General features: G+C 68.6%; 18 protein-coding genes and 2 riboswitches. Of the genes, 9 read left to right on the plus strand and 9 right to left on the minus strand.

Going from position 1 to position 22,683, the window contains the following annotated elements; translation table 11 throughout:
- Window positions 1–10: 10 nt before the first annotated feature.
- Window positions 11–2,104, minus strand: a complete 2,094-nt coding sequence (locus GM672_RS06050; RefSeq protein WP_155469624.1) for a TonB-dependent receptor — start codon at window positions 2,102–2,104, stop codon at window positions 11–13.
- A 132-nt stretch (window positions 2,105–2,236) separates the two neighbouring features.
- Here GM672_RS06050 and GM672_RS06055 point away from each other — a divergent pair, with 132 nt between their 5' ends.
- Window positions 2,237–4,210 carry a TonB-dependent receptor gene (locus GM672_RS06055; RefSeq protein ID WP_170299945.1) on the plus strand — a complete coding sequence of 658 codons (1,974 nt, stop codon included), beginning with the start codon at window positions 2,237–2,239 and terminating at the stop codon, window positions 4,208–4,210.
- Between the two features lie 12 nt (window positions 4,211–4,222).
- Here GM672_RS06055 and GM672_RS06060 read toward each other — a convergent pair whose 3' ends face one another.
- The 4 genes from GM672_RS06060 to GM672_RS06075 all read right to left on the minus strand — a co-directional run bounded on the left by GM672_RS06060 (window position 4,223) and on the right by GM672_RS06075 (window position 8,746).
- A complete protein-coding gene (locus GM672_RS06060; RefSeq protein WP_229417574.1) occupies window positions 4,223–4,651 on the minus strand; it encodes a cupin domain-containing protein in 429 nt (142 codons plus the stop codon).
- A gap of 64 nt (window positions 4,652–4,715) precedes the next feature.
- Window positions 4,716–5,036 (minus strand): hypothetical protein, encoded by a 321-nt coding sequence (locus GM672_RS06065; RefSeq protein ID WP_155469626.1) that lies wholly within the window; start codon window positions 5,034–5,036, stop codon window positions 4,716–4,718.
- A gap of 21 nt (window positions 5,037–5,057) precedes the next feature.
- Complete coding sequence (locus GM672_RS06070; RefSeq protein WP_155469627.1) at window positions 5,058–5,501, minus strand: DP-EP family protein; 444 nt, start codon at window positions 5,499–5,501, stop codon at window positions 5,058–5,060.
- A complete protein-coding gene (locus GM672_RS06075; protein ID WP_155469628.1) occupies window positions 5,498–8,746 on the minus strand; it encodes an nSTAND1 domain-containing NTPase in 3,249 nt (1,082 codons plus the stop codon). Before GM672_RS06075 ends, GM672_RS06070 begins: the two co-directional genes overlap by 4 nt.
- Before the next feature lie 393 nt (window positions 8,747–9,139).
- Here GM672_RS06075 and GM672_RS06080 point away from each other — a divergent pair, with 393 nt between their 5' ends.
- Together GM672_RS06080 and GM672_RS06085 are read left to right on the plus strand one after the other, a co-directional pair.
- Window positions 9,140–9,631, plus strand: coding sequence for a hypothetical protein (locus tag GM672_RS06080; protein ID WP_155469629.1), 492 nt, complete (start codon window positions 9,140–9,142; stop codon window positions 9,629–9,631).
- The gene (locus GM672_RS06085) at window positions 9,624–10,589 is read left to right on the plus strand and encodes a hypothetical protein (protein ID WP_155469630.1); all 966 of its coding nucleotides are present in this window, start codon (window positions 9,624–9,626) and stop codon (window positions 10,587–10,589) included. The genes GM672_RS06080 and GM672_RS06085 overlap by 8 nt, the downstream gene beginning before the upstream one ends.
- 54 nt (window positions 10,590–10,643) lie before the next feature.
- On the opposite strand, the gene gcvP is transcribed toward GM672_RS06085, so the two are convergent.
- The 3 genes from gcvP to gcvT all read right to left on the minus strand — a co-directional run bounded on the left by gcvP (window position 10,644) and on the right by gcvT (window position 15,160).
- Window positions 10,644–13,538, minus strand: a complete 2,895-nt coding sequence (gene gcvP / locus GM672_RS06090; protein ID WP_155469631.1) for an aminomethyl-transferring glycine dehydrogenase — start codon at window positions 13,536–13,538, stop codon at window positions 10,644–10,646.
- Window positions 13,539–13,615: 77 nt separating this feature from the next.
- Complete coding sequence (gcvH, locus tag GM672_RS06095) at window positions 13,616–13,999, minus strand: glycine cleavage system protein GcvH (protein ID WP_155469632.1); 384 nt, start codon at window positions 13,997–13,999, stop codon at window positions 13,616–13,618.
- A 42-nt stretch (window positions 14,000–14,041) separates the two neighbouring features.
- Entirely contained in the window at window positions 14,042–15,160 is a 1,119-nt protein-coding gene (gcvT, locus tag GM672_RS06100; protein WP_155469633.1) for a glycine cleavage system aminomethyltransferase GcvT, read from the minus strand.
- Between the two features lie 69 nt (window positions 15,161–15,229).
- Window positions 15,230–15,345: riboswitch (glycine riboswitch) on the minus strand.
- 37 nt (window positions 15,346–15,382) lie between these two features.
- A riboswitch (glycine riboswitch) is annotated at window positions 15,383–15,468 on the minus strand.
- A gap of 389 nt (window positions 15,469–15,857) precedes the next feature.
- On the opposite strand from gcvT, the gene GM672_RS06105 reads away from it, so the two are divergent.
- The 5 genes from GM672_RS06105 (at window position 15,858) to GM672_RS06125 (ending at window position 21,298) form a co-directional block, all read left to right on the plus strand.
- On the plus strand, window positions 15,858–16,037 hold the full coding sequence (locus GM672_RS06105; RefSeq protein ID WP_155469634.1) for a hypothetical protein: 180 nt from the start codon (window positions 15,858–15,860) through the stop codon (window positions 16,035–16,037).
- A 138-nt stretch (window positions 16,038–16,175) separates the two neighbouring features.
- The gene (locus tag GM672_RS06110; RefSeq protein ID WP_155469635.1) at window positions 16,176–17,132 is read left to right on the plus strand and encodes a hypothetical protein; all 957 of its coding nucleotides are present in this window, start codon (window positions 16,176–16,178) and stop codon (window positions 17,130–17,132) included.
- Window positions 17,132–18,436 (plus strand): HlyD family secretion protein, encoded by a 1,305-nt coding sequence (locus GM672_RS06115; RefSeq protein ID WP_155469636.1) that lies wholly within the window; start codon window positions 17,132–17,134, stop codon window positions 18,434–18,436. Before GM672_RS06110 ends, GM672_RS06115 begins: the two co-directional genes overlap by 1 nt.
- Window positions 18,433–20,589 carry a peptidase domain-containing ABC transporter gene (locus GM672_RS06120; protein ID WP_155469637.1) on the plus strand — a complete coding sequence of 719 codons (2,157 nt, stop codon included), beginning with the start codon at window positions 18,433–18,435 and terminating at the stop codon, window positions 20,587–20,589. The genes GM672_RS06115 and GM672_RS06120 overlap by 4 nt, the downstream gene beginning before the upstream one ends.
- A gap of 148 nt (window positions 20,590–20,737) precedes the next feature.
- On the plus strand, window positions 20,738–21,298 hold the full coding sequence (locus GM672_RS06125; protein ID WP_155469638.1) for an ATP-dependent Clp protease proteolytic subunit: 561 nt from the start codon (window positions 20,738–20,740) through the stop codon (window positions 21,296–21,298).
- A gap of 135 nt (window positions 21,299–21,433) precedes the next feature.
- Here GM672_RS06125 and GM672_RS06130 read toward each other — a convergent pair whose 3' ends face one another.
- A complete protein-coding gene (locus GM672_RS06130) occupies window positions 21,434–21,616 on the minus strand; it encodes a hypothetical protein (RefSeq protein ID WP_155469639.1) in 183 nt (60 codons plus the stop codon).
- 343 nt (window positions 21,617–21,959) lie between these two features.
- Between GM672_RS06130 and GM672_RS06135 the strand changes: the two genes are divergently transcribed.
- The coding region (locus tag GM672_RS06135) for a DUF1631 family protein (RefSeq protein WP_170299946.1) at window positions 21,960–22,683 on the plus strand (724 nt) is incomplete at its 3' end.

Below are 22,683 nucleotides of genomic sequence, written 5' to 3' on the forward strand. Positions count from 1 at the left end.
TGCCGGCTGGCTAGAAGAAGTAGCGTAGCGACGCGCCGGCCGTTGCCTGCGGCACGGTTGCCAGCACCAGGCCGGCCGTCGTGCCGTAGGCGATGTCGCTGGCGAAGGCATGCGGCTGCAGGGTGGCGAACAGAGCCCCCTGGAACCTGCCCAGGTCATAGCGGGCCTTGACGTCGTAGCGCACATAGGTCGGCATGTCGCGCCGCACCAGCGGCGTACTCATGTAATAGGGGTTGCGCGCCGTGACGTAAACGTCGCCGTTGACGGTCAGCCTGCCCGGCCCGACGGCGCCGCGGTACTGGGCGCCGGCTTTCCACGTGTGGGCCGGCACGGACAGCAGGGCGCCCGCGCCCGGCGCCGGATTGTCCAGCCGCGCGCGCAGGATGCGGCCATAGCTGAGGTAAGCACCGAAGGCGCTGCCGCCCTGGTAGCGCAGGTCGACTTCGGCGCCCCGGCGCGTGGTCCGGCCGGCGGCGACGAATACATCCGGCGCCGTGTTGACGATCTCGTCGTCGTTGCCGATGTCGTACACGACCCCCGACACGTCCACGCCGGCGGTGGGGCGCGCATGGAAACCCAGGTCGCGCGAGCGCACCCGGCTCGGGTCGATGTTCGTGTTGCTGCGCCCACCCGGCGCGCCCAGCGGCCCCGGGCTGCCGCTCGAACTGATCTGCTCCGCTGCCGGCGAGCGCAGGCCCTGGGCGACGTTGGCGTACAGCGTCAGGCCAGGTCGCACCTGCCAGGTCGCGCCGTATTTCGGCGTCACCACGGCGCCCTTGTACGCGGTGGACGCGGCCGGCAGCTTGCGGTTTTCCACGTCATGCTCGAAACGGTCGTAGCGCGCGCCGCCATGCAGTTTCACCGCAGGCAGCACGCGATACTGGGCCTGGACGAAGGCGCCATAGGCCAGCAGGTCCAGCGCCTGGTTGTTGACGTAGCTGGCCGTCGGCCGGCCGTTGCGGTACTGCTGGCGCAGCGCGTCGCCCTTGTCCTGGCGCGCCTCGGCGCCGAGCGTCAGGATCGCCGCGTCGCCGAAGGTCCACGTATTGCCGGCCCGCGCGCCGGCGATGATGCGGTCGTCGTAGCCGAAGGTGTGCTGCGTCGGGCTGGCCTGGATCGCCCGGCTGCGTTCGAAGTCCTCGGCATAGGCGGTGGCGAACCAGCCGGCCTCGCCGGCGGCGGGGCGGCGGTTGGCGACGAGCGTCTTGCGCCGGGCAGCGCCGAAGCCGGGCAGGCCGTACATGACGGCATGGGGATCGAGGCCCGCTTCCAGGGCCGGCAGCGACAGGTAGCCGGCGCCGGCATACTCGGATTGATAATACGAGAAGCGCAGGCTGTACACGCCGTCGCCGATGTCGGTGGAGAGTTTCCAGAACAGGTTGCGGCGATCGTCGCCGCCGCCGTGGCGGAAGCCGTCGATATGGTAACGGTCGGCCACCAGCAGCGAGCGCAGCGCGCCATGCTCGCCCGACAGCACCAGCGAACCGCGCCGGCCGCCGTGGCTTTCCACCGTGACCGCGGCGCTCGATGCGGTCGCGGCGCCGCCCTCGCGCGTCGTGATCGCCACGGCGCCAGCGCGATTCTGGTCGCCGTACAGGGCCGACACGGGGCCCTTGATGACGTCGATCGTGTCGATCATGTCGCCCGTCATCCATTCCAGGAAGGCGGGACCGTGGCCGGCGCCGCCCTGGCTGGACGGGATATTCTGCGGCACGCCGTCGATGTAAATGGCCGTGTCCGCGCCATGCGTGCCCTGCGTGGCGAAGCCGCGCATGCGAAAGCCGTTGCCCGTGTCGCCCTGGTCGATATTGTGGGCGACCACACCGGGCACGCGGCGAAACACGTTCGAGATGTCGCGCCCGATGTCCAGGGTAGCGATGTCCTGGGCCGTGACGGTGGTGACGCTGCCGGGCAGCGACGTGGCGCCGCTTCCCGGTGCGAGGCGCTCGTCGTCGCGCTGCGCCTTCACCTCGACGACCTGCAGCGGGGAGGGCGATTCGGCGGCGTCATCCTCCGCCAGGGCGGGGCCGCCGAACGCGCAAGCCAGCAGAAGGCAACAGCGCAGGGGTGGGGTGAATCGGGTGAAACGGCTGATGGGGTGCAAGATGCTTTACTCCAGGGGCAGTGAACGGGATGTCGCGCGGCACAAGCAGGACGAACGGCACCGGCTCTATTGATAATGAGTTCCCAGTATTGCATAATGCACGGCATTATTGAAGAGCCCACGGGAAGCACCATGTCGAAATCGCTGTTCATGCCGATGCTGCTGCTCGGCGCACTGCACACTGTCCAGGCCGCGAACGGGGCCACGGGCGTACCAACCGATCCGGCCAGTCCGGATGGCCGCGAAGCGCACGGTCGCACCGACGAGAACGCCGTGCGCCAGGCCGAGGACGCCTTCGGCACCAGTGTCGGACGCGAGACCATCGGCCTGTACAACGCCGCCAGCGTGCGCGGCTTTTCGCCCGTGGCCGCAGGCAACGCCCGCATCGAGGGGCTGTACTTCGACCAGGTATGGGCGCCGACGCCCCGCATCCGCCGTTCCACCAATATCCGGGTCGGCATTTCCGCCCAGGGCTACCCGTTTCCCGCGCCGACCGGCATCGTCGACTACAGCCTGCGCAAGCCGGGGACGCAGCGCAAGCTGGCACTGGTTGCCGGCGGCGACAGTTTCGGCGCCGCCTATGTCGAGGCGGACGCCGAATTGCCGCTGGCGGGCCGCGCCCTGAGCCTGGGCGTGGGCACGGCAATCGCGAACAATGAATACCCGAATGGTACCGACGCGCGCTACCGCAATGCGGCCCTGATCCTGCGCTGGCAGCCCGTGGCGGCCGTCGAGATCGTCCCGTTCTGGCACCGTTCGGAAGGCCGCGACGACGAGGAAGGGCCGCTCTACGTGCCGGCCACGTCCGTGCTGCCGCCGCGCATCGAACGGCGCCGCTTCCACGGCCCCGGCTGGGCCGACTATCGGGGCAGCGCGATCAATTACGGCAGCCTGGCGAGCCTGCAGGCGGGTGGCTGGCTGCTGCGCGGCGGTATCTTCCGCTCGCTGTACGACGACCAGCGCAGCTTTACCCACCTGCTCACGGGGCTTACGCCGGGTGGCTGGGCGGACCGGCGCCTGATCGTCGATCCGCCGATCGGGAACGCTTCCACCAGCGGCGAGCTGCGTGCCACGCGCGCGCTGGCCGAGGGGCCGCGCCTGCACACGCTGCACGCCAGCCTGCGCGGGCGTTCGCGTGAGCGCCACTACGACGGCTCCCAGGCGCTGGCGCTGGGCCGCACGCCCATCGATGCTCCCTATGCCGGGCCGCAGCCAGCCTTCGTGTTCGGCGAACAGACGCACGACAGCACCCGCCAGTGGACCGGCGGCGTGGCCTACGACGGGCGCTGGCGCGGCGTCGGTGAAGCGGGGTTCAGCATCCAGAAGACGGATTACCGCAAGCAGTTGCACAAGCCGGGCCTGGCCGCGGCGCATACCCGCGACCAGCCCTGGCTCTACAACGCCAGCACCGCCGTGCAGGTGGACGGTTCACTGGTCGTCTTCGGCAGCGTCACGCGGGGGTTGGAGGAAAGCGGGGTGGCGCCGGACAACGCCGTCAACCGCAACGAGCTGCTGCCGACGATCCGCACGTCGCAGGGCGATATCGGCCTGCGCTATGTGCCGCTGCCGGGCATCCGGCTCGTCACCACCGTCTTCGACGTGCGCAAGCCGTATTTCAACTTCGATGCGGCAGGCCGCTACACGCTGCTGGGCGATGTGCGGAACCGGGGCGTCGAGCTGTCGCTGGCCGGCGACGTCACGCCGCGCCTGAATATCGTCGCGGGGGCGATGCTGTCGCGCCCGCGCGTTACCGGCGATGGCGTGGCCCTGGGGCGGGTCGGCCCGCGCCCGGCTGGCATGAGCCGGCGCAGCGTGGAGCTGAACTTGGATTGGCGATCGCCCTGGCTGGCTGGCCTGTCGTTCGACATGACGGCCTCCCACCTGGGAGACGTGACGGCCACCGTGGACAACCGCGCCGCAATTCCGGCGCGTACCCTGGTGGCCGTGGGCGGGCGTTACCGCTTCACGCTGGCGGGGCGCCCGTCGTCGCTGCGCGTGAGTGCCAGTAACCTGTTCGACACCTACGGGCTGGAACTGCGCGGCGCCGGCGCCTATGACGTCATCGCGGGCCGGCTGCTTGCCGCCTACCTGTCGGTGGACCTGTAGGCGCTGGCCGGATCACTTGGCCGGCGTCGCCAGCGGCTGGCCCTTCTCGACGACATACACGCCCACCAGCCGCGCCGGTTCCTTGCCGGGATTGCGCGCGGCGTGCACGACGCCGGCGGGCACGATGAAGGCTTCGCCGGCCTTGAGCTTGCGGGCCGGCTGGCCGTCGACCAGCAGTTCGCCTTCGCCGCCGAGGAAGTAGCTGATCTCGTCGCCGGGATGGGTGTGGCGCGCGGCCGTGGCGCCGGCCGCGATTTCCACCTGGGCCACCACGGCTTCGCGGTTCGGCACGGAGACGTCGGCGCGGGCGATGACGGTACGCTTGATGGGGGACGCCGTTGGGGAAGGGGCCGGGTCTGCCGGGGCGGGGCCTTGCGCCAGCGCCGGGTTGGCCATGGCGGCCAGCATGCAGGTAACGAAGGCAATGGTGTGCTGTCTCATCCTGTTCTCCCTGGTGGTTTGCGCGCGAGTGCGCGCCCGCCATGGTAGCGCGTTTGCGGCGCCGTCAGGACTTGGCCAGCAGCGCGTCGAGGATGCTGGCCAGCCACGCCACCAGCAGCACGGTGGCGGCGATATTGCCGGCCATGCCGCCGCTGTTGGTGGCCTCGATCTGGGCCGCGATGGCCTGCGGGTCGAGCGGCAGGGTGCCGGCCGTGACCTGCTCGGCGATCCGGCTGGCCGCCGTGAAGGCGGTGCGCAGCAGGAACAGCAGGGCGGCGAAGGCGGGCACCATGAACAGCAGGGCGCGATTGCGGCGTTTCAGTACCAGCAACTGGCCCAGGCCGGGGAACAGCAGGGCGGAGAACAGGGCAGCCCTGATTTTCATGGGGATGGCATCACTTATCGGTCACTTGTCGTCTGGTGGTGGTTCGTTGCCCACTTCCGGGTCGGACATGAACGACATCGGCCGCAGGTCGGGCGGCGGTTCGTTCGCCACTTCCGGGTCGACCAGGAACTCGATACCGCCGCTGTCGGTGAAGTGCAAGGTCAGGTGGAAGTCGGCCGCACGGGTGTTGGCATCGCTGAACGTCACCAGCTTACCACTTTCGCTGATGCTCGGATCGCTCAGTTGGTCTTCCCGGCTCGGCTTGACGGTGACGGACTTGAAGCGCACGCCGGCGGGCGTCGGTTCGACCAGCTGGTAGTTGATGACGGTGTCGTGCTCCGTCACCAGCAGGCGCTCGGGATTGAAGCGGGTGCGGTAGCGGGTCTTGCCGGTTGCCGGGTCCCTTTCGGGAATGGCCGTCACCTGGACGTTGAGGAAAGCGGTGGGCTTGTCGGTCGGTTTCATGATGGGGCGGAGCCTTTCTTGTGTGGGTGTTGGGTGAGGTAGTCGGTATAGCGGCGGTCCCGGTAGCCCATTTGCCGCAGGCGCTCGGCCAGAGGGGCTGCCTGGTGGCCCTGTCCCAGGCATGCCGAGGCCTGGACCAGCAGCGCCAGTTGCGCATGGTCGGTGCCGGCGCCGGCGCCGGCCAGCAATTGCTGGACGTTGCGGCAGCCGCGCTGCCAGTCGGCCTCGCCCCGGCTGCGGTCGATATCGGCGCGCAGCAGTTCGGCGATGGCGTGGCCCGTCGCCAGCGAAGCGTCGCCGCGGGCGGTGGCTTGCAAGCGGGCATACGCGTCCAGCGCGGGCTGCAGCGCCGCCGCCGCCCGTGTCGCGTCGCCGCCGCGCAGGTGGGCCCGCGCCAGCACTTCGGCCGATTTCGCCAGCAGCAGCTGTACGTCCAGGCGCTTGGGCTGTTGCGCGCCCAGCTGGCGCAGCTGGCCTTGCAAGGTGCCCGCTCGATGCAGCACGTCGGCCGGCGCCAGGGTTTGCAAGGTCAATGCCTTCAGCTGCACGCCATACAGGCTTTTTTGCCAGGCGCGGTTGCTGGGGTCATGGCGGACGATGGCTTCCAGCAGGCCTTGCGCGGCCGCATAGGCGTCGCCGGTCCCCGCGTCGCCCATGGCCTGCAGCAGCTCGGCCTGGTGCCACAGGGCCAGGGCCAGCCGCTGGCTCCAGGCCGCGTTCCCCGGTGTGGCCGCATGAACCTTGGCCAGCAGCGCTTCCTCCTTGCGGTACAGCGCCATCGCCTGCGGCAGCGCGCCCAGCTTGGCCTTCGTGCTGGCCAGCCAGGACAGCGCGTTGGCCAGGTCCACCTTGGTGCCGCCATCGTCCGGCCGCGCCGCCAGCACGCGCATCTTCAGCGCGACGGAACGGTCGAACGCCTCCTCCGCCGCGCGCAGGTCGCCGCTTCGCAGCGCCACGCTGCCGACATTGGTGTGCGCATACGACAGCTCCAGCCACGCGTCGGGATCGCGCGGCGCCACGGCTACCAGGCGCTCGCCGTAGTCGCGGTAGCGCAGCATCTCCTTGCGTGCCGCCGGCCAGTCGCTGCGGTCGAAACTGATCTGGCCCAGCCAGTAGGCGTTCGCGCCCAGCTCCTTGAGCAGCTCCGGGTCCGCCGGCGTCGCGCCGATCTGGCCTTGCAGGAGCTCGCGCGCCGCCAGCAGGGCCTGCGTGGCCTCCGGCTGCCGGCCGCGGGCGACGTTCACTTCCGCGATCAGTTTCAGCGTCTTGGCACGCTGGACCAGCAGGCGCGCGTTGCCGTCGTTGCCCGCGCCGGACAGGTAGGGCAAGGCCTTGGCGCCGATATCGTCCAGCAGGTCGAGCCGCCCCAGCGGGCGCAGCTTGTCGACGAAATCGCCCAGCATGAAACTCATCAGGCTCTCGGCGTCGGCGCGCCGGCGTTCCGCTTCATCCTGGGCCGAGCGGGCCGCCAGGCCCAGCGCGGCGGCCAGCACGGCCAGCAGGGCGATGGCGCCCATCGCGGCGACGCGGATGCGCGCGCCCAGCCTGGCACGGCGCAGCGACGCATCGACGTACTGCCTTTCCTGCGTGGACAGCGACAGGTCGGCGATTTCCAGCAAGCCCCGGGCCTGGTTGGCCTGCATCCCTTCGGGCAGCAGCAGGTCGCGCGGGCGGCCGGCCGCCTGCCAACGCTCGGCCTGCGCCGCCACGCGGGTGCGGATCTGCAGCGCGTGGCGGTGGCGCTCGATCCATTCCACCACGCGGGGCCAGCGGCGCAGCAGCGCTTCGTGGGCCACGCCGAAGCTGGGGATGTCGCCGGCCAGTTCGCTGACGAACAGCCGCGCCTCGACCAGGGCCGCCACCAGCTCGCGCTGCGCTTCCGACGTCAACGCCGACCAGGCGGGCCGCCGCGCCGTCACGGCGTTTTGCTCTTCGCCGATATCGACCAGCAGCGACAGCACATGGGGCAGGGCGGCCTGCTGCGCCGCCGGCAGCGCCGCCACGATCTGTTCGGCGCGCACGCCCAGCGCCCCTTCGATGCCGCCCAGCCGGCGCAACACGTCGAAGCGCAGCTGGCCTTCGGGGCCGCGCTGGCGATACAGCTCGTCCAGGCAGTACTGCAGCAGCGGCAGCGCGTCCGGGCTGGCGCGGGCGGCGTCGCACAGCACGTCGTCCAGGCTGGCGCCCGTGGCAGGGTCGGTTTCGAAGCTCAGCTGGGCGGCGCTGGCCGGCTGGCGCACCATCTGCGCGATATCGAAGCCTGCCGGCGCCTCCACGTCGAAGTGGCCGCCCCGGCTCTTCAATGCCATCAATTCCGGCAGGGCGATCAGGGACGGATAGAAGTCGTTGCGGCAGGCCAGCAAGACGAGGGTACCGGCGCGGGCCAGCTGTTCCAGCACGCGGGTGAACTCGGCGCGCTCGGCGTCGCTCGTGTGCGGCGCGCGGAAGATGGCCTCGAAGCGGTCGACGAAGACGGCCACGCGTACCGGCCCACCGGCGGCCAGGGTGGCGGCGACGGCGGCCGTGTCCTCGCGCAGGCGCCGGCCCAGCGTGTCGGCGCTGCTGCCGTCGAACAGCAGGGTGCCGTCCCGTTCCGCGTCGACCAGCACGGCGGCCAGGGCGCCGAACAGGCTGCTGCCGCCCAGGTCGGCGCAGTCCATCTGCAGCACGCAGGCCAGCGCAATGCCGGCGCCGGCGCCGCCGGCCATCAGCCGCGGCAGCAATCCGGCCCGCACCAGCGATGTCTTGCCGGAGCCGGACGGGCCCAGCACCAATGCCATCGGACAGCCGCCGGCCGCCTGCGCCTGCACCAGCTCATGCAGGCGGGCGGTGGCCTGGACCCGGCCGTAGAAGATGGCGGCATGGCTTTCCTGGAACGGCGCCAGGCCCCGGAACGGCGAACCGCCGCGCCAGACGTCGGGCTGGTCGGCTTCGACGACGGCGGCGATGGCCCGGTAGCCGCGCTTGCGCACCGTCTCGATATAGCGCGGGTCGGTGCTGGAGTCGCCCAGCGCCCGGCGCAGTTGGGCGATGGCCTTGTGTACGGGGTTGTCGCCCAGCTCGGTCGTGCCCCAGCACGTCTGCAGCAGTTCCTCGGCCGGAATGACGGCGCCCGGATGGCGGCACAGGTAGCGCAACACGTCCATCGCACGCGGTTCCAGCGCCGCCCGCGTGTCGCCCATGGTCACGCAATTGCCTGCCACGTCCACCTGCCACTGGCCGAAACGAAATCCCTGCAGCTCCATCGGCGCCGTTGTCCTGAAAATAAATAATGAATCAAATCAACAGCTTGGCCCTTCCGGAAGGTTGCCGGAAGGCGCGCACACGCGATGCTGGCTACAGTGCGGCTTAACTGAAGAGCACGAATCTTAACATTTCCCAAATAAAATAAAATGCCGCTGTTAAACTCTTTTTATGATCACGAAGCATTTTCGCAACGCTACCTGAAGCCGCTGCTGGTCGACCCCTTGCAAGACCGGCTGAACAATCTGCCCGATGCCTCGAATTTCCCAAAGTGCATTAATATTTCTTCACAGAAAATATTAACGAATGAAAAGTCAGGCGTCCATGGGGCCGACACGGGCCGCCGCGCGCGCTTCGTGCGCACCGCCGACGGCTGGTTCTACGGACATCACGTATTGCGGAAATGGCAACAGAGCGGCGAGTGGTGCCACCAGCGCGAATCCGAGCACGACCTGCAGTACGCCGTGACGGTGGGCGAAGTACCGGACATGACGGGCGTGCCGCGCTTGACCGTCGACGTGCACGGCTCGCTGATGCGCTACGAGCGCGACGCCGTCAGCCAGCTACTGGCATCCGGACGCCACGCCGACCTGGGTACCGGCTGGGCCCGGGCCAGCCTGCACTGGTCGCTGCGCCTGCAGCTGATTGTCGACGCGGGCGGTCGCGGCAACCTGGTCAGCCAGGCCCGCAGCGTGCCGGCCGTGACGGATGCCGGGAAGACGGGACCGTACATCGCATCGAGCCCGCTGGACCACCTGCTGCAACCGGCCCGGCTGTTCCATACGTGGGAGCACGGCGCGGCCAGCCTGGCAGCCGTGCAGGATTACCTGGTCAGCCGACTGGCCGCGGCCATCGAGCCGGCCGCGATGTCCGCCATCGATGCGTGAGCCGCGCATCGCCTGCGGCATCCTGGCCGGCCCGCTGGTGTTCGACGTCACGGCCGACGAACGCCTGCACCTGTGGCGCAAGGGCGGCGATGGACACTGGCTGCACCGCACCCTGGCCGACGGCGTGCGCGCCTTCGACGTGCGCCAGGCCGTGGACGGCACGCTGTCGATCGCGCTGGCGCTGACGCGGGCGGACGGCGATATCCTCGGCCTGGCGCACGGCCTCGATCCCGCACTCGGTGCGGAAGGCTGGCGCCAGCTGCTGCGGACGATGACGGGGCCGCGCCTGCCGGCCGGCGTGCTCCGTTTGACATTCGGCGTGGCGCAGGCCGGCGCGCCGACGATGGTGGTGGCCGAAACGCCCTCAGGCGACTGGTATTGCAATGCGCTGGCCGCCGGGGACAGCCTGCACGCGATCCCGGCCCCGATGCCGGGCATGCGCCGGCTGGCCGTGGGCGCCTGCCGCCTGCCGGGCCAGTGGCAGCGCCGCGGCGACGACACCCTGGGTTTTGCGTCGCTGGACCGCCACGGCCGGAACCTCGCCTTCGATTACCCCGGCGCACCGAAAGGCATTGCCAGCGTGCTGCCGGCGGCTGGCGTCGTGCCGGACGTGCCGGACCTGTTCGTGGCAGGCGAGAGCATCGTCGTCTACCGGGGCCTGAATCCCCTGCCCATGGCGGTGGCGGCGGTGGCCGACGCGCGGCTGCTGTGGAGCGCGGCCAATCGGGGCGGGGAATTCCTCGCCTATGGCGACGCCAGCGACGCGACGTGGCTGGTGGCGCGGGCGCCGAACGGCGCCTGGCGTGCACCAGGCCGGCTGGCGTGCGGCCGCGCGGCGTTGGCGGCATCGGACAATGGCGGCCTGCATGCGGTGACGGTGGAAGAGGGCGTGCTGACGGTGGCGCGCTTCACGCCGGACGGAACCCCGGCCGGGCGCGCAGTGCTGGCGGCGCCATGAAAAAAGGCGCCGCCACCTCGCGGTGACGGCGCCTCGGGCCTTCGAGTGGAAGGCTTATTCGTAGGCCGAGATGGGCGCGCAGCCGCACATCAGGTTACGGTCGCCGTAGACGTTGTCGGCACGGCCGACGGTGGGCCAGTACTTGTGCTTGCGCAGCGACGGCAGCGGGTAGGCTGCCGTTTCGCGGCTGTACTGGCGGTCCCAGTTGTCCGACGTCAGCACGGCCGCCGTGTGGGGCGCAAACTTCAGCGGGTTGTTGGCCTTGTCGAATTCGCCGCTTTCCACCTTGGCGATCTCGCCGCGGATGGCGATCATGGCGTCGATGAAGCGATCCAGCTCGGCCTTCGACTCCGATTCGGTCGGCTCGATCATCAGCGTGCCCGGCACGGGGAAGCTCATGGTCGGCGCATGGAAGCCGAAGTCCATCAGGCGCTTGGCCACGTCCTCGTTGCTGATGCCGGTGGCGTCCGTCAGCGGGCGCAGGTCCAGGATGCACTCGTGCGCCACCAGGCCGTCGTGGCCCGAATACAGCACGGGGTAGTGCGGCGCCAGGCGGCGGGCGATGTAGTTGGCGTTCAGGATTGCTGTCTCCGTCGCCGCCGTCAGGCCTTCGCCGCCCATCATCGCGATATACATCCACGAGATCGGCAGGATCGACGCCGAGCCGAAGGCGGCAGCCGACACGGCGCCGATGCCGTTCTCGTTGCGGGCATAGCCCGTCGAGCGCTGGTTCGGCAGGAATTCGGCCAGGTGGGCGCCGACGCCGATCGGGCCGACACCGGGACCGCCGCCGCCGTGCGGGATGCAGAAGGTCTTGTGCAGGTTCAGGTGCGACACGTCACCGCCGAAGGCGCCGGGCGCCGCCACGCCGACCAGCGCGTTCATGTTGGCGCCATCGATATACACCTGGCCGCCGTGCGAGTGAACGATATCGCACAGTTCCTTGATGCCTTCCTCGAACACGCCGTGGGTGGACGGGTACGTCACCATCACGCACGCCAGGTTCTTGCTGTGCTGTTCGGCCTTGGCCTTCAGGTCGGCCAGGTCGACGTTGCCGTTCTCGTCGCAGGCGGTGACGACCACCTGCATGTTCACCATCGAGGCCGAGGCCGGGTTGGTGCCGTGGGCCGACGACGGAATCAGGCAGATATTGCGGTGGCCTTCGCCGCGCGACTGGTGGTACTTCTGAATCACCAGCAGGCCCGCGTACTCGCCCTGCGAGCCGGCGTTCGGCTGCAGCGACACGGCGGCGTAGCCGGTGACGGCGCACAGCATGTCTTCCAGCTGGCCGATCATTTCACGGTAGCCGACGGTCTGCTCGTCCGGCGCGAACGGGTGGATATTCGAGAACTCCGGCCACGTCACGGGAATCATCTCGCTGGTGGCGTTCAGCTTCATCGTGCAGGAACCCAGCGGGATCATGGTGCGGTCCAGCGCCAGGTCCTTGTCGGCCAGGCTGCGCAGGTAGCGCAGCATTTCCGTTTCGCTGTGGTAGCGGTTGAAGACGGGGTGGGTCAGGTACTCGCTCTCGCGCAGCAGCGTTTGTGGCAGTGCATGCTCGACTTTCGCTTCCACTGCGTCGAAGTCCGGCGCGGCCGGGGCGTTGGCGACGCCGTCGGCGAACACGGTCCACAGCGCGGCCAGCGTGTCGCGGCCGGTGGTTTCATCGAGCGACAGGCCGACATGGTGGGCGTCGATCTTGCGCAGGTTGATGCCGTTGGCGACGGCGGCCGCGTGCAGCGCGTCGGCGCGGTCGGTGCGCACGGTCAAGGTGTCGAAGAAGGTGCTGCTGGTCAGGGTGTAACCCAGGCTGCGCAGGTATTCGGCCATCACGCCGGTGTAGCGGTGCACGCGCTGGGCGATATTGCGCAGGCCTTGCGGGCCGTGGTAGACGGCGTACATCGACGCGATCACGGCCAGCAGCACCTGGGCGGTACAGATGTTGGACGTGGCTTTTTCGCGGCGGATGTGCTGCTCGCGCGTCTGCAGGGCCAGGCGGTAGGCCGTGTTGCCCTGCTGGTCGACGGTGACGCCCACCAGGCGGCCCGGCATCGAGCGCTTGTATTCGTCGCGGGTGGCCATGTAGCCGGCGTGCGGGCCGCCGAAACCGAGCGGCACGCCGAAGCGCTGGCTGTTGCCGACGACGACGTCGGCGCCCCATTCGCCGGGAGGCGTCAGCAGGGTCAATGCCAGCAGGTCGGCGGCGACGACTACCATGGTGCCGCCCGCCTTGACCTTCGCCACGTCGGCGCGGTAGTCGCGCACGGCGCCGTCCACGCCCGGGTACTGCAGCAGCACGCCGAAGGCGTCCGTGACGCCGCCCAGTTCGGCCGGATCGAAGGTCTTGACGTCGATGCCCAGCGGCTCGGCGCGGGTCTGCACCACTTCCAGCGTCTGCGGCAGCACGTCGTTGGCGACGTAGAAGGCCTTCGACTTCGATTTACCGACGCGCATCAGCAAGGTCATGGCTTCGGCCGCCGACGTGCCTTCGTCCAGCATCGACGCGTTGGCGATGCCCATGCCCGTCAGGTCCGTGATGGCCTGCTGGAAGTTCAGGATCGCTTCCAGGCGGCCTTGCGAAATCTCCGGCTGGTAGGGCGTGTAGGCCGTGTACCAGGCCGGGTTCTCGAAGATATTGCGCAGCACGACGCCGGGCGTGTGGGTACCGTAGTAGCCCTGGCCGATCAGCGACGTCAGTACCTGGTTCTTTTTCGCCAGACCCTTCAGCACGGCCAGCGCTTCCGGTTCCGGCTTCGGCTCGTAGTACTGGCCCAGCGGCAGGGCGCTCTTGTTGCGGATGTGCGCCGGCACGATGGCGTCGATCAGCGCCGCGCGCGTGGCGTAGCCGAGCGTGTCGAGCATCTGCTGTTGTTCGGCGGCGTCCGGGCCGATGTGGCGGGCGATGAAGGCATCGCGGGCTTCGAGTTGGGTCAGGCTGGTGCGGGTCATGGGAAGATCCAGAAAGTCCAGAAAGGGGCTGGCGAAAAACAAGGGCCGGCATCGAGGCCGGCCCGGTCAGGCGGAAATCAGGCTGCGGTGGTCTTGCCGTAGGCGGCGGCGTCCAGCAGGCCGTCCAGCTGGGAGACGTCGGCCGGCTTGAGCTTGAACAGCCAGGCCTCGTAGGCATTGGCGTTGATCGATTCCGGCGCGCCGGCGACGGCTTCGTTGACCTCGGTGATCTCGCCCGACAGAGGCGAGTAGATGTCCGAGGCGGCCTTGACCGATTCGACCACGGCGGCGTCGTCGCCGGCCGTGAAGCTGGCGCCGACCTTCGGCAGTTCGACGAACACGATATCGCCCAGCGCATCCTGCGCGAACTCGGTGATGCCGACGGTGACGGTGCCGTCGGACTCCAGGCGGACCCACTCGTGGGACTCGGTGTACTTCAGCTCTGCAGGAATATTGCTCATGTGTGCTCCATGGGTGGTGTTGTTGGGTCGGACTTGTTCGGATCAGGCAGCGAGGATTTTACCGTTCCGCACGAAAGGCAGCTTCACGACCGTGGCGGCCAGCTTCTTGTCGCGGATTTCGACGTGGACCGTGTCGCCCACCTGCACGCTGGCCGGCACACGGGCCAGCGCGATGGCTTGCTGCATGGTGGGGCTGAAGGTGCCCGATGTGATCTCGCCCGTCTCGCCGCTGGCGGCGACGACCTTCTGGTGGGCCCGCAGCACGCCGCCCTTTTCGCGCAGGATCAGGCCCACGAACTGGGCGTTCTGGCCCTTGGCCTGCAGCGCGGCCTTGCCGATGAAGTCACGTTCGCTGACCAGGTCGATGGTCCAGGCCAGGCCGGCGTCGAGCGGGTTGACCGATTCGTCCATGTCCTGGCCGTACAGGTTCATGCCCGCTTCCAGGCGCAGGGTGTCGCGCGCGCCCAGGCCGGCCGGCTTGACGCCCGCGGCGACCAGCGCGTTCCACAGGCTTTCCGCCTGCGTGGCGGCCACGCCGATCTCGAAGCCGTCCTCGCCCGTGTAGCCGGTGCGGGCGATCATCGCTTCGCCGAAGGCGGTGCCCGGCACCAGCGCGACGTTGAAGGGCTTCATCTCCGCCGTGGCGTCCTTCGCCTGCGGGATCACTTCCCACACCTTGGCGCGGGCGTTCGGGCCCTGCACGGCGATCAGCGCCATCGCATCGGCGCCATCGCGGCGCTGCGTGATCGCCAGGCCCGTGCCCCAGGCGTCGTTCTGCGCGTTCATCCACGCCACGTCCTTGGCGGCCGTGCCGGCGTTGACGACGAGGCGGAACCAGTCCTCGGAAATGAAATAGACGATCAGGTCGTCGATGACGCCACCTTCGGGATTGAGCATGCACGAATACAACGCCTTGCCCGATACCTGCAGCTTGTCGACGTTATTGGCCAGCAGGCGTCGCAGGAAGCCTCGCACGCCGGCGCCCTTGATGTCGACGACGCACATGTGCGCCACGTCGAACATGCCGACGTCCGTGCGCACGGCATGGTGTTCCTCGATCTGGGAGCCGTAGTTGACGGGCATGTCCCAGCCGCCGAAATCGACCATGCGGGCGCCGAGGGCGCGGTGGGCGTTATTGAGTGGAGTTGCTTTGAGCGTCATGACTTCCTCGGACCGATGGTTGGGGGTTAACCAGCATGCCGGAAAAGCGGACGCACTTTTCCTGGCATGAGTTACCCCTCTGTCCTCGGTACCTGAGAGATAGCGGCCGCAATGGGGTTGCCATCGCCTTGCCGCACGCCCCTTCGGTGGGCTGCCGACGGCAGCCGCTCTCCAGAGTTTGACCGCGCAAAGGCGTTGGATCTGCATCCACGCCGCTGTGCGCGCCCCTGACCGGTCCTTTGTGCCTGAGAGTTTTTGGGTAGTGCCCCTTCGGCGGCAGCATGGCTGCGCTCTCCCGGTCAAGGATCGGGACTATATGCCAGACGGGGGTGGGTGTCAATCCGGCAGGGTCAACGGCGCGGCCGGGCCGGCCTCGGGCTGGCAAGATTTGCGCGACGGGTCGGCCCTGCTGCAACGAGAACCGAAGAAACGTTGCCGAAAGCGCTGACGGCCTCAATAAACGCTTCCTGCACTTGTCAATAGTAGTTCGAAAGTCACACCTTGGGGCAAATCAAGCGCCTGGATTTTCGGGCGCCTAGTATTCCCTCCAGGGTCGGGCGGACCAGGCGGTCCAGCCCCGGAACAAGCACCTCGATCGCGAGCGCAGGTTGCCCCTGCCGTGCGAGTCGCCCCTTGCGGCGCTCGCGGGCCCGTGCGGATGGCCTGTTGCCATCCATTTTCTACTGAGGAGAACATCATGCGCAAATTGACCAGCAACGAACTGCAACACGTGTATGGCGGCGGCGCCCCCTGCGGTGGCCACGGTCATGGCCACTCGAAGAGCTGCAGCCGTGGCAAGAGCCATACGAGGAAGGACAGCTGCCACAGCAAGAGCAAGAGCAAATGCAAGAGCAAGAGCGTCAGCGGCTGTAAGTAATCGTGCGGGCGCCGGCTGATCGTTGCGATGCAGCCGGATCAGGGCGGGAACGGTTTGGCCAACCGCTGCCGCCCGCATGCCGGTACCGCTGCCGCGGGTCCCGAAGTTTCTTTCACCGTTCCAGCTTGGGGGAAATCCATGAAACGCGAACCCGACCTGCAAGGCGTCATCGACGCCGCGCAGCACGTCCCGCACCAGGAAGCATGGCTGCTCGGCCAGCCGCCGCTGCGCAAGTTCCTCGATTTTATTGACGACACGGCCATCGACGGGGCCACCTTGCCGCGCCCCCCGCTGGTGCGCGAATGGAGCACAGCCGCCCTCTACTACGAGGAGCTGGAAGGGCGCGAAGCCAATATCGCCGACCATCCCGTCGCGCCGTCGCCCGATCCGGCCATCGTGCCGCTGATCGAACAGGTGATGGCCAGCACCCGCTACACCCGCACCTTCGACAGGCTGCCCAGCACGGTCGAGATGGTCGACCTGGCCAACCTTGTCGTGTGCCAGAACCATGTGACGCACAATTTCGTCGAGGACCTCAAGCTGCGCCTCGGCCCCCATCCCGATCCCGTCGCGCTGTTCCATTTCTGCCTGCCCATGGGCGACGAGCCGGCGCCGTTCCGCATCCGCGAAGCCGGCTCGAAACGCTATGTGTTCCGCTCCGAGTCGACCGATTTCCGCTTTCACGAACCGGTGCTGCTGGGCGGTGCCCAGCTGGGCGGCCACGATGCCTATGGCGCCGTGGCAGGGGCGCTGGCGCTGATCGTGGGCTTCAGTTCGAATTTCCTCAACGCCGTGCGCGACGACGACCGTGGCCGCCTGCTGCTGCATAACGGCTACCACCGCGCCTGCGCGCTGCTGGCCCTGGGCATCCGCTACGCGCCCTGCGTGGTGCAGACGGTGACGTCGCGCGACGAACTCGATATCGTCGCCAAGTCCATCGTCGCCAACGATCCCGGCTACTTTTTCAACGCACCGCGTCCGCCGCTGCTGAAGGATTTCCTCGATCCCCGCATCCGCAAGCTGATCCCGATCAAGAAGCTGTCGCGCGTAATTGAAATCAGCTACGACGTGCGCGACTACTTCGCCGAGGAGTGATGGACGGTTCCGGCCGCGACGGACGCGACGACGAGCCGGGGCTGTCGCTGTTCCGCGCGGAAGTGCTGCGCGCGCAGCAGGCTTCCTGGCTCGGCACCGTCCTGGTCAAGCCACGCGCGCTGCACTGGTGGTTCGCCGGCCTGGCCGCGCTGACGACGGTGCTCGTTGTAGCCGTGCTGTGCCTGGGCAGCTACACGAAGCGGGCGCGCGTGCCCGGCTGGCTGGTGCCGGCCCAGGGCATGGTGCGGGTGTTCGCACCGCGCGCCGCCGTGGCCACCGGCATCTTCGTGCAGGAGGGCAGCGTGGTGACGCAGGGCCAGCAACTGGCGACCTTGTCGACCGAGGAACTGAGCATGGCGCTGGGCGAAACCCAGGCCCATGTGGTGCGGGCGCTGGCGGCCCAGCGCGACAGCCTGGCCGCCGAAGGGGAGCGCAACCGCGAGCTGCTGCGCCAGCAGCGGGCCACGATGGCCGAGCGCATCGCGGCCTTGCGGCGCGAGGAGCAGAACATGCAACGCGAAATCGGGCTGCAGAAATCGCGCGTGACGATGGCGCGCCAATGGGAGGCACGCCTGCGCGAGCTGCAAAAGCTCGGTTTCGTGCTGGAGCACCAGGTGCGCGAGGCGGCCGCCGATGTCGTCGAACAGGCGGCGCGCCACGAGGGCGCCGAACGCAACCTGATCGCGCTGGGACGCGAACGGGCCGCGCTGGAAGGCGAAATGCGCGACATCCCCGTCAGGCAGGCGGCGCAGGAGGAACTGGTCAAGCGCAATATCGCCGCCACGGCGCGCGAACTGGCCGAGACCGAGGCGCGCCGGGCGCTGTCGATCGTGGCGCCCCAGGCCGGCACCGTCACGGCCATCCACGCCACCCCAGGTGCCACTGTCACACCCGGCATGCCGCTGCTGTCCATCGTGCCGCGCGGCGCGATCCTGCAGGCGCACCTATATGCGCCCAGCGGCGCCGTCGGCTTCGTGCGTGCCGGCCAGCGCGTGCTGCTGCGCTACCGTGCCTACCCGTACCAGAAGTTCGGTCATTACCGGGGCGTGATCCGCAGCGTCTCGCGCAGCGCCATCGAGCCGGCCGACCTGCCGGCGCCGTTCGCCACGGGTGCCCAGGGTGCTGCGGCCGAAACCCGCTACCGCATCGTCGTCGCGCTGGACCGGCAGCAGGTGACGGCCTATGGCAAGGCCGTGCCGCTGCAACCGGGCATGCAGCTGGACGCGGAAATCCTGCTCGACCGGCGCAAGCTCTATGAATGGGTGCTCGAACCGCTGTTCACCTTGACGGGCACGGTGCAATGAACGCGCCGTACGACTTCGGCGCCGTGCTGGGTGTGCGCCTGCCGCTGATCCTGCAGACCGAGGCGGCCGAGTGCGGCCTGGCCTGCCTGGCGATGGTGGCCGCCTTCCATGGCGACGGTGCCGGCCTGGCGCCGCTGCGCCGCCGCTTCGGCCTGTCGCTGCGGGGCGCCTCGCTGAAGGACCTGGTGTCGATCGCCACCCACCTGGGCCTGGCGGCGCGGCCCCTGCGGCTCGAGCCCGAGGAGCTGCCGCTGCTTGCCATGCCGTGCATCCTGCACTGGGACCAGAACCATTTCGTCGTGTTGAAGGCGGTGACGGCAACGGGCATCGTCATCCACGATCCGGCCGTGGGCGTGCGCCGCCTCCCGCGCACCGACGTGGGGCGGCATTTCACGGGTGTCGCGCTGGAGCTGACGCCGGCGCCGGGCTTCGCGGCGGCCGAACCGGGACCCCGGCTGCGCGTGACGGCGCTGCTGGGGCGCGTCGTCGGCGTGCGCCGTTCCCTGGCGCTGCTGGCCGTGATGGCCCTGGCCATCGAGACCCTGGGTGTCACCAGCCCCTTCTTCATGCAGTGGGTGGTGGACGAGGCGCTGGTGGGAGCGGACCGCGACCTGCTCGCCACCCTGGCCTGGGCGCTGTGCTTCATGCTGCTGCTGCGGGTGGCGATCACGACGATGCGGGGCGCCACCCTTATTGCCATTTCCAGCGTGATGAAGGTGTCCGGCCGGGCGGCGCTGTTCGGTCACCTGGTGCGCCTGCCGGCGCGCTATTTCGAAAGCCGCCACCTGGGCGACGTGATGTCGCGCTTCGGCTCGCAGGAAACCATCCTGCAGGCGCTGACGACGGACCTGGTCGAAATCCTGCTGGACGGCCTGATGTCCGTCGTCACGCTGGTCGTGATGCTGCTGTACGCGCCCGCGCTGGCTGCTGTCGTGCTGGCCGGGGCGCTGCTGTACGCGCTGGTGCGCGTGCTGTCGTATTCGACCTTGCGCAATGCCCGCGCCGAAGCCATCGTGTGGAGCGCGCGCCGCGACAGCCATTTCCTGGAAACGCTGCGGGGCATGAAGACGATCAAGCTGTTCAACGGCCAGGACGGGCGGCAGGCCCACTGGGTCAACCTGCTGGTGGAAACGGTCAATCGCCAGGTGACGGCGCAGAAGCTGGGGCTGATGTTTCGCACTGTGAACGCGACGCTGATCGGCATCGTCGCCGTGCTGGTGCTGTGGCTGGGCGCCGAGCGCGTGCTGGACAACACTTTTTCCGTCGGCATGCTGCTGGCCTTTATCAGCTACAAGGACCAGTTCCTGTCCCGTATCAGCAGCCTGATCGACAAGGGCCTGGACCTCGTCATGCTGCGCCTGCACGCCGAGCGCCTGGCCGATATCGCGCTGACGCCGCCGGAGGAGCGTGGACTTGCACCTGCCATTCCGTCACCGCGCGCGCCGCTGGGGCTGGAACTGCGCGACCTGCGTTTTCGCTTCGGCGCGATGGAGCCGTGGATACTGGACGGCATCGACCTGGCTATCGCCCCGGGCGAATCGGTCGCCATTGTCGGTCCCTCCGGCTGCGGCAAGACAACCTTGCTGCGCGTGCTGGCCAGCCTGCTCGAACGGGGCGGCGGCGAAGTGCTGGTCGATGGCCGCCCGCTGACGGCGGCCGGCGTCGAACAGTACCGTGCCCAGATCGGCGTCGTGCTGCAGGACGACCAGCTGTTCGCCGGCTCGATTGCGGACAATATCTGTTTTTTCGCCGACGCCCCGGACGAGGAAGCCATCCGCGCCTGCGCGCGCCAGGCCGCCGTCCTCGACGACATCCTGGCCATGCCGATGGGCCTGCACACCTTGATCGGCGACATGGGCACTGTGCTGTCCGGCGGCCAGAAGCAGCGCGTGCTGATTGCCCGCGCCCTGTACCGGGAACCGGCATTGCTGCTGCTGGACGAGGCCACCAGCCACCTCGACGTCGCCCGCGAGCAGTCCGTCAATGCCGCCATCGCCCGGTTGCCGATGACGCGCATCATTGTCGCCCACCGCCGGGAAACCATCCTGTCGGCCGACCGCATCATCATGCTGGCCAAGGGCAAGGTGACGGCGGACCTGCGCGGCGCGGCGGGGCGGGCCTGTTTCATGGAACTGGCCGGCGAGGCCGGATAAGGCAGGGCGTCTTGCTCGCACGCAGCTGGGCATGGCGAAGTGCAACGCCACCGGCAACACCGTCGGCCGTCGCGCCGCCCGGTCGTGCGTCCCGAAAACATCCTGTGCGCTAGAATGGCAGCTACCATTTGGAGAGGTAGAAAACACCATGAGCGAAGATAAACAAAAACTGGATGGGGCGGCCTGGTTCACCTTGTCGGGCGACGTCAACAGCGATATGGTCCACCGCGTATTCGATGCGGTGGCGGACATGACGGAGGACGGCGTGGAGACGGCCCATATCCTGATCCAGTCGAACGGCGGTTATGTCAGTGACGGGCTGTGCCTGCACAACTACCTGAGCAACCTGCCGATCAAGATCGTCACCTACAACGGCGGCGCCGTGGCGTCGATCGCCGTGATCCTGTTCCTGGCCGGGCAGGAGCGCTATGCCAGCGAGACGGCCCGTTTCATGGTGCACAAATCCCATGCCAGCGCGCCGTCGGGGGCGCGGCCCGATGCGCTGCGCATCATCGTCGAGGGCCTGCAGGCGGACGATGCGCGCACGGAATCGATCCTGCGCAAGAACATCAACCTGTCCGACGAACACTGGACCATCCACGCCTATTCCGACCTGCACCTGACGGCGCGCGACGCGGCCAAGGTCGCCTTGATCAACGACGTGCGCGATTTCCGCCCGCCCAAGGGCAAGCGCGTGACAAATATCTGAAGCGCCCCAGCCTGGGGCGGACGACAAAAGAGCCTGCGCGGCATGGCCGTCGCAGGCTCTTTCCGTTGAAGCAGGCCTCGCCAGCGGAAAAAGCGCGCCCTTGCATGCGCTCTTGCCCGCGTCGCTACTGATGGGTTACTTGCTTTTCGCCGAAGACTTCTTGCCGTCGTTCTTGTGGCTTTGACGGCCGGCTTCTACGTGCTGCTCATGCGTGCCGCCTTGCGTACCGCCCGAGCGCGAGCCCTGGTCGCCGGACTGCTTGCTGCCGCTGCTGGACGAACCCTGCTTGCTGCCACCGCTTTTCTGATTCGAGGCCATTTTGCTTTCCTTTCGCGTGAATGGAGAGAGTCGCTTGCCGAAGTCCATCGATGAGCCGGTTGCCATGGAAGCCAGTCGACTAGCCGATACGTTTCCGGTAGCGAAATGATGCGTTTTTGCTCAGGTCCCGGATATCGGAGATGACCGTCCTGACATGTAGGACAAGACCTTGCGGGGCCAGGCGCCATGCGGGTCGCGGGGGCGAACGGTGTCGCGGGCGCCACGTGCGGGTGCCGCCAACAACGGCGGATCTGTAATTTTTCATTGCCACTCGGCAAGGATGTGCCAGAATGGCGCTTACGGTCCCCGCTTGCGGTCCCTTTTTGCGCCACCATTGTCAACTATGCATCCGTCCACGCTTCCAGCCACGCCGGCCCCGGCGGTCACGCCGCGCCATGCGCTGCTGGAGAACCTGATCGCCGCCGCCACCTCGCTGGCCCGCGCGCAACTGCGCGAGCTGTGCGTGCGGCTGGCCGGCGCCCTGGTCGATGGCGACACGATGCAGGACGATATCCGCGACGTCCAGCTGCGCCTGCGCGCGGGCAACCTGCTGCGTGACCGGCAGGGCCTGTTCGTCCAGCTGGCGTCGGATGGACTGGAACGCCACCTGCGGCGCGGCCTGGCACAACTGGCCCCGCGCCAGGCCGGTCCGCGCGACGCTGAAGCGCTGGCGCTGGTGCCTTATGAAGAGATGGACCAGCAGGTGACGCTCGGTGGCGTGGCCCGTCCGTTCGAAGCGGCCCATGCCGATGCGCTGGCCGCGCTGGGCGCGCGCCTGGCGCACCTGCTCGAACGGGGCACGCTGCGCCCGGGCCAGAATCCGTTCCGGCCCGACGTCTTCATCGCCTCGCTGCAGGAAGCGTGGGCCGCGCTGCACGCGGAACCGGAAGCAGCCGGTCTGTTGCTGCCGCTGCTCAAGGCCGGCCTGTTCTACGACCTGGCTCCCATACTGGAGGCGCTGAACCTGGCACTGGCCCGCCACGGCGTGCTGCCCGGCGTCGCCGCCACCGCCCGGGCGCGCCAGGATACGCACGATGCCGCCCCGCGGCGGCGCGATGCCCAGCTGG

The organism is Pseudoduganella buxea (assembly GCF_009720835.1).
In the GTDB taxonomy this organism is placed as follows: Bacteria; Pseudomonadota; Gammaproteobacteria; order Burkholderiales; family Burkholderiaceae_D; genus Rugamonas; species Rugamonas buxea.

What these genes read in the sequence shown, in the direction of transcription:
- GM672_RS06055 (WP_170299945.1), top strand. Translation starts at nt 2,237, where the DNA reads ATGTCGAAATCGCTGTTCATGCCGATGCTGCTGCTCGGCGCACTGCAC.
- GM672_RS06060 (WP_229417574.1), bottom strand. Translation starts at nt 4,651, where the DNA reads ATGAGACAGCACACCATTGCCTTCGTTACCTGCATGCTGGCCGCCATG.
- GM672_RS06065 (WP_155469626.1), bottom strand. Translation starts at nt 5,036, where the DNA reads ATGAAAATCAGGGCTGCCCTGTTCTCCGCCCTGCTGTTCCCCGGCCTG.
- GM672_RS06070 (WP_155469627.1), bottom strand. Translation starts at nt 5,501, where the DNA reads ATGAAACCGACCGACAAGCCCACCGCTTTCCTCAACGTCCAGGTGACG.
- GM672_RS06075 (WP_155469628.1), bottom strand. Translation starts at nt 8,746, where the DNA reads ATGGAGCTGCAGGGATTTCGTTTCGGCCAGTGGCAGGTGGACGTGGCA.
- GM672_RS06085 (WP_155469630.1), top strand. Translation starts at nt 9,624, where the DNA reads ATGCGTGAGCCGCGCATCGCCTGCGGCATCCTGGCCGGCCCGCTGGTG.
- gcvP (WP_155469631.1), bottom strand. Translation starts at nt 13,538, where the DNA reads ATGACCCGCACCAGCCTGACCCAACTCGAAGCCCGCGATGCCTTCATC.
- gcvH (WP_155469632.1), bottom strand. Translation starts at nt 13,999, where the DNA reads ATGAGCAATATTCCTGCAGAGCTGAAGTACACCGAGTCCCACGAGTGG.
- gcvT (WP_155469633.1), bottom strand. Translation starts at nt 15,160, where the DNA reads ATGACGCTCAAAGCAACTCCACTCAATAACGCCCACCGCGCCCTCGGC.
- GM672_RS06105 (WP_155469634.1), top strand. Translation starts at nt 15,858, where the DNA reads ATGCGCAAATTGACCAGCAACGAACTGCAACACGTGTATGGCGGCGGC.
- GM672_RS06110 (WP_155469635.1), top strand. Translation starts at nt 16,176, where the DNA reads ATGAAACGCGAACCCGACCTGCAAGGCGTCATCGACGCCGCGCAGCAC.
- GM672_RS06115 (WP_155469636.1), top strand. Translation starts at nt 17,132, where the DNA reads ATGGACGGTTCCGGCCGCGACGGACGCGACGACGAGCCGGGGCTGTCG.
- GM672_RS06120 (WP_155469637.1), top strand. Translation starts at nt 18,433, where the DNA reads ATGAACGCGCCGTACGACTTCGGCGCCGTGCTGGGTGTGCGCCTGCCG.
- GM672_RS06125 (WP_155469638.1), top strand. Translation starts at nt 20,738, where the DNA reads ATGAGCGAAGATAAACAAAAACTGGATGGGGCGGCCTGGTTCACCTTG.
- GM672_RS06130 (WP_155469639.1), bottom strand. Translation starts at nt 21,616, where the DNA reads ATGGCCTCGAATCAGAAAAGCGGTGGCAGCAAGCAGGGTTCGTCCAGC.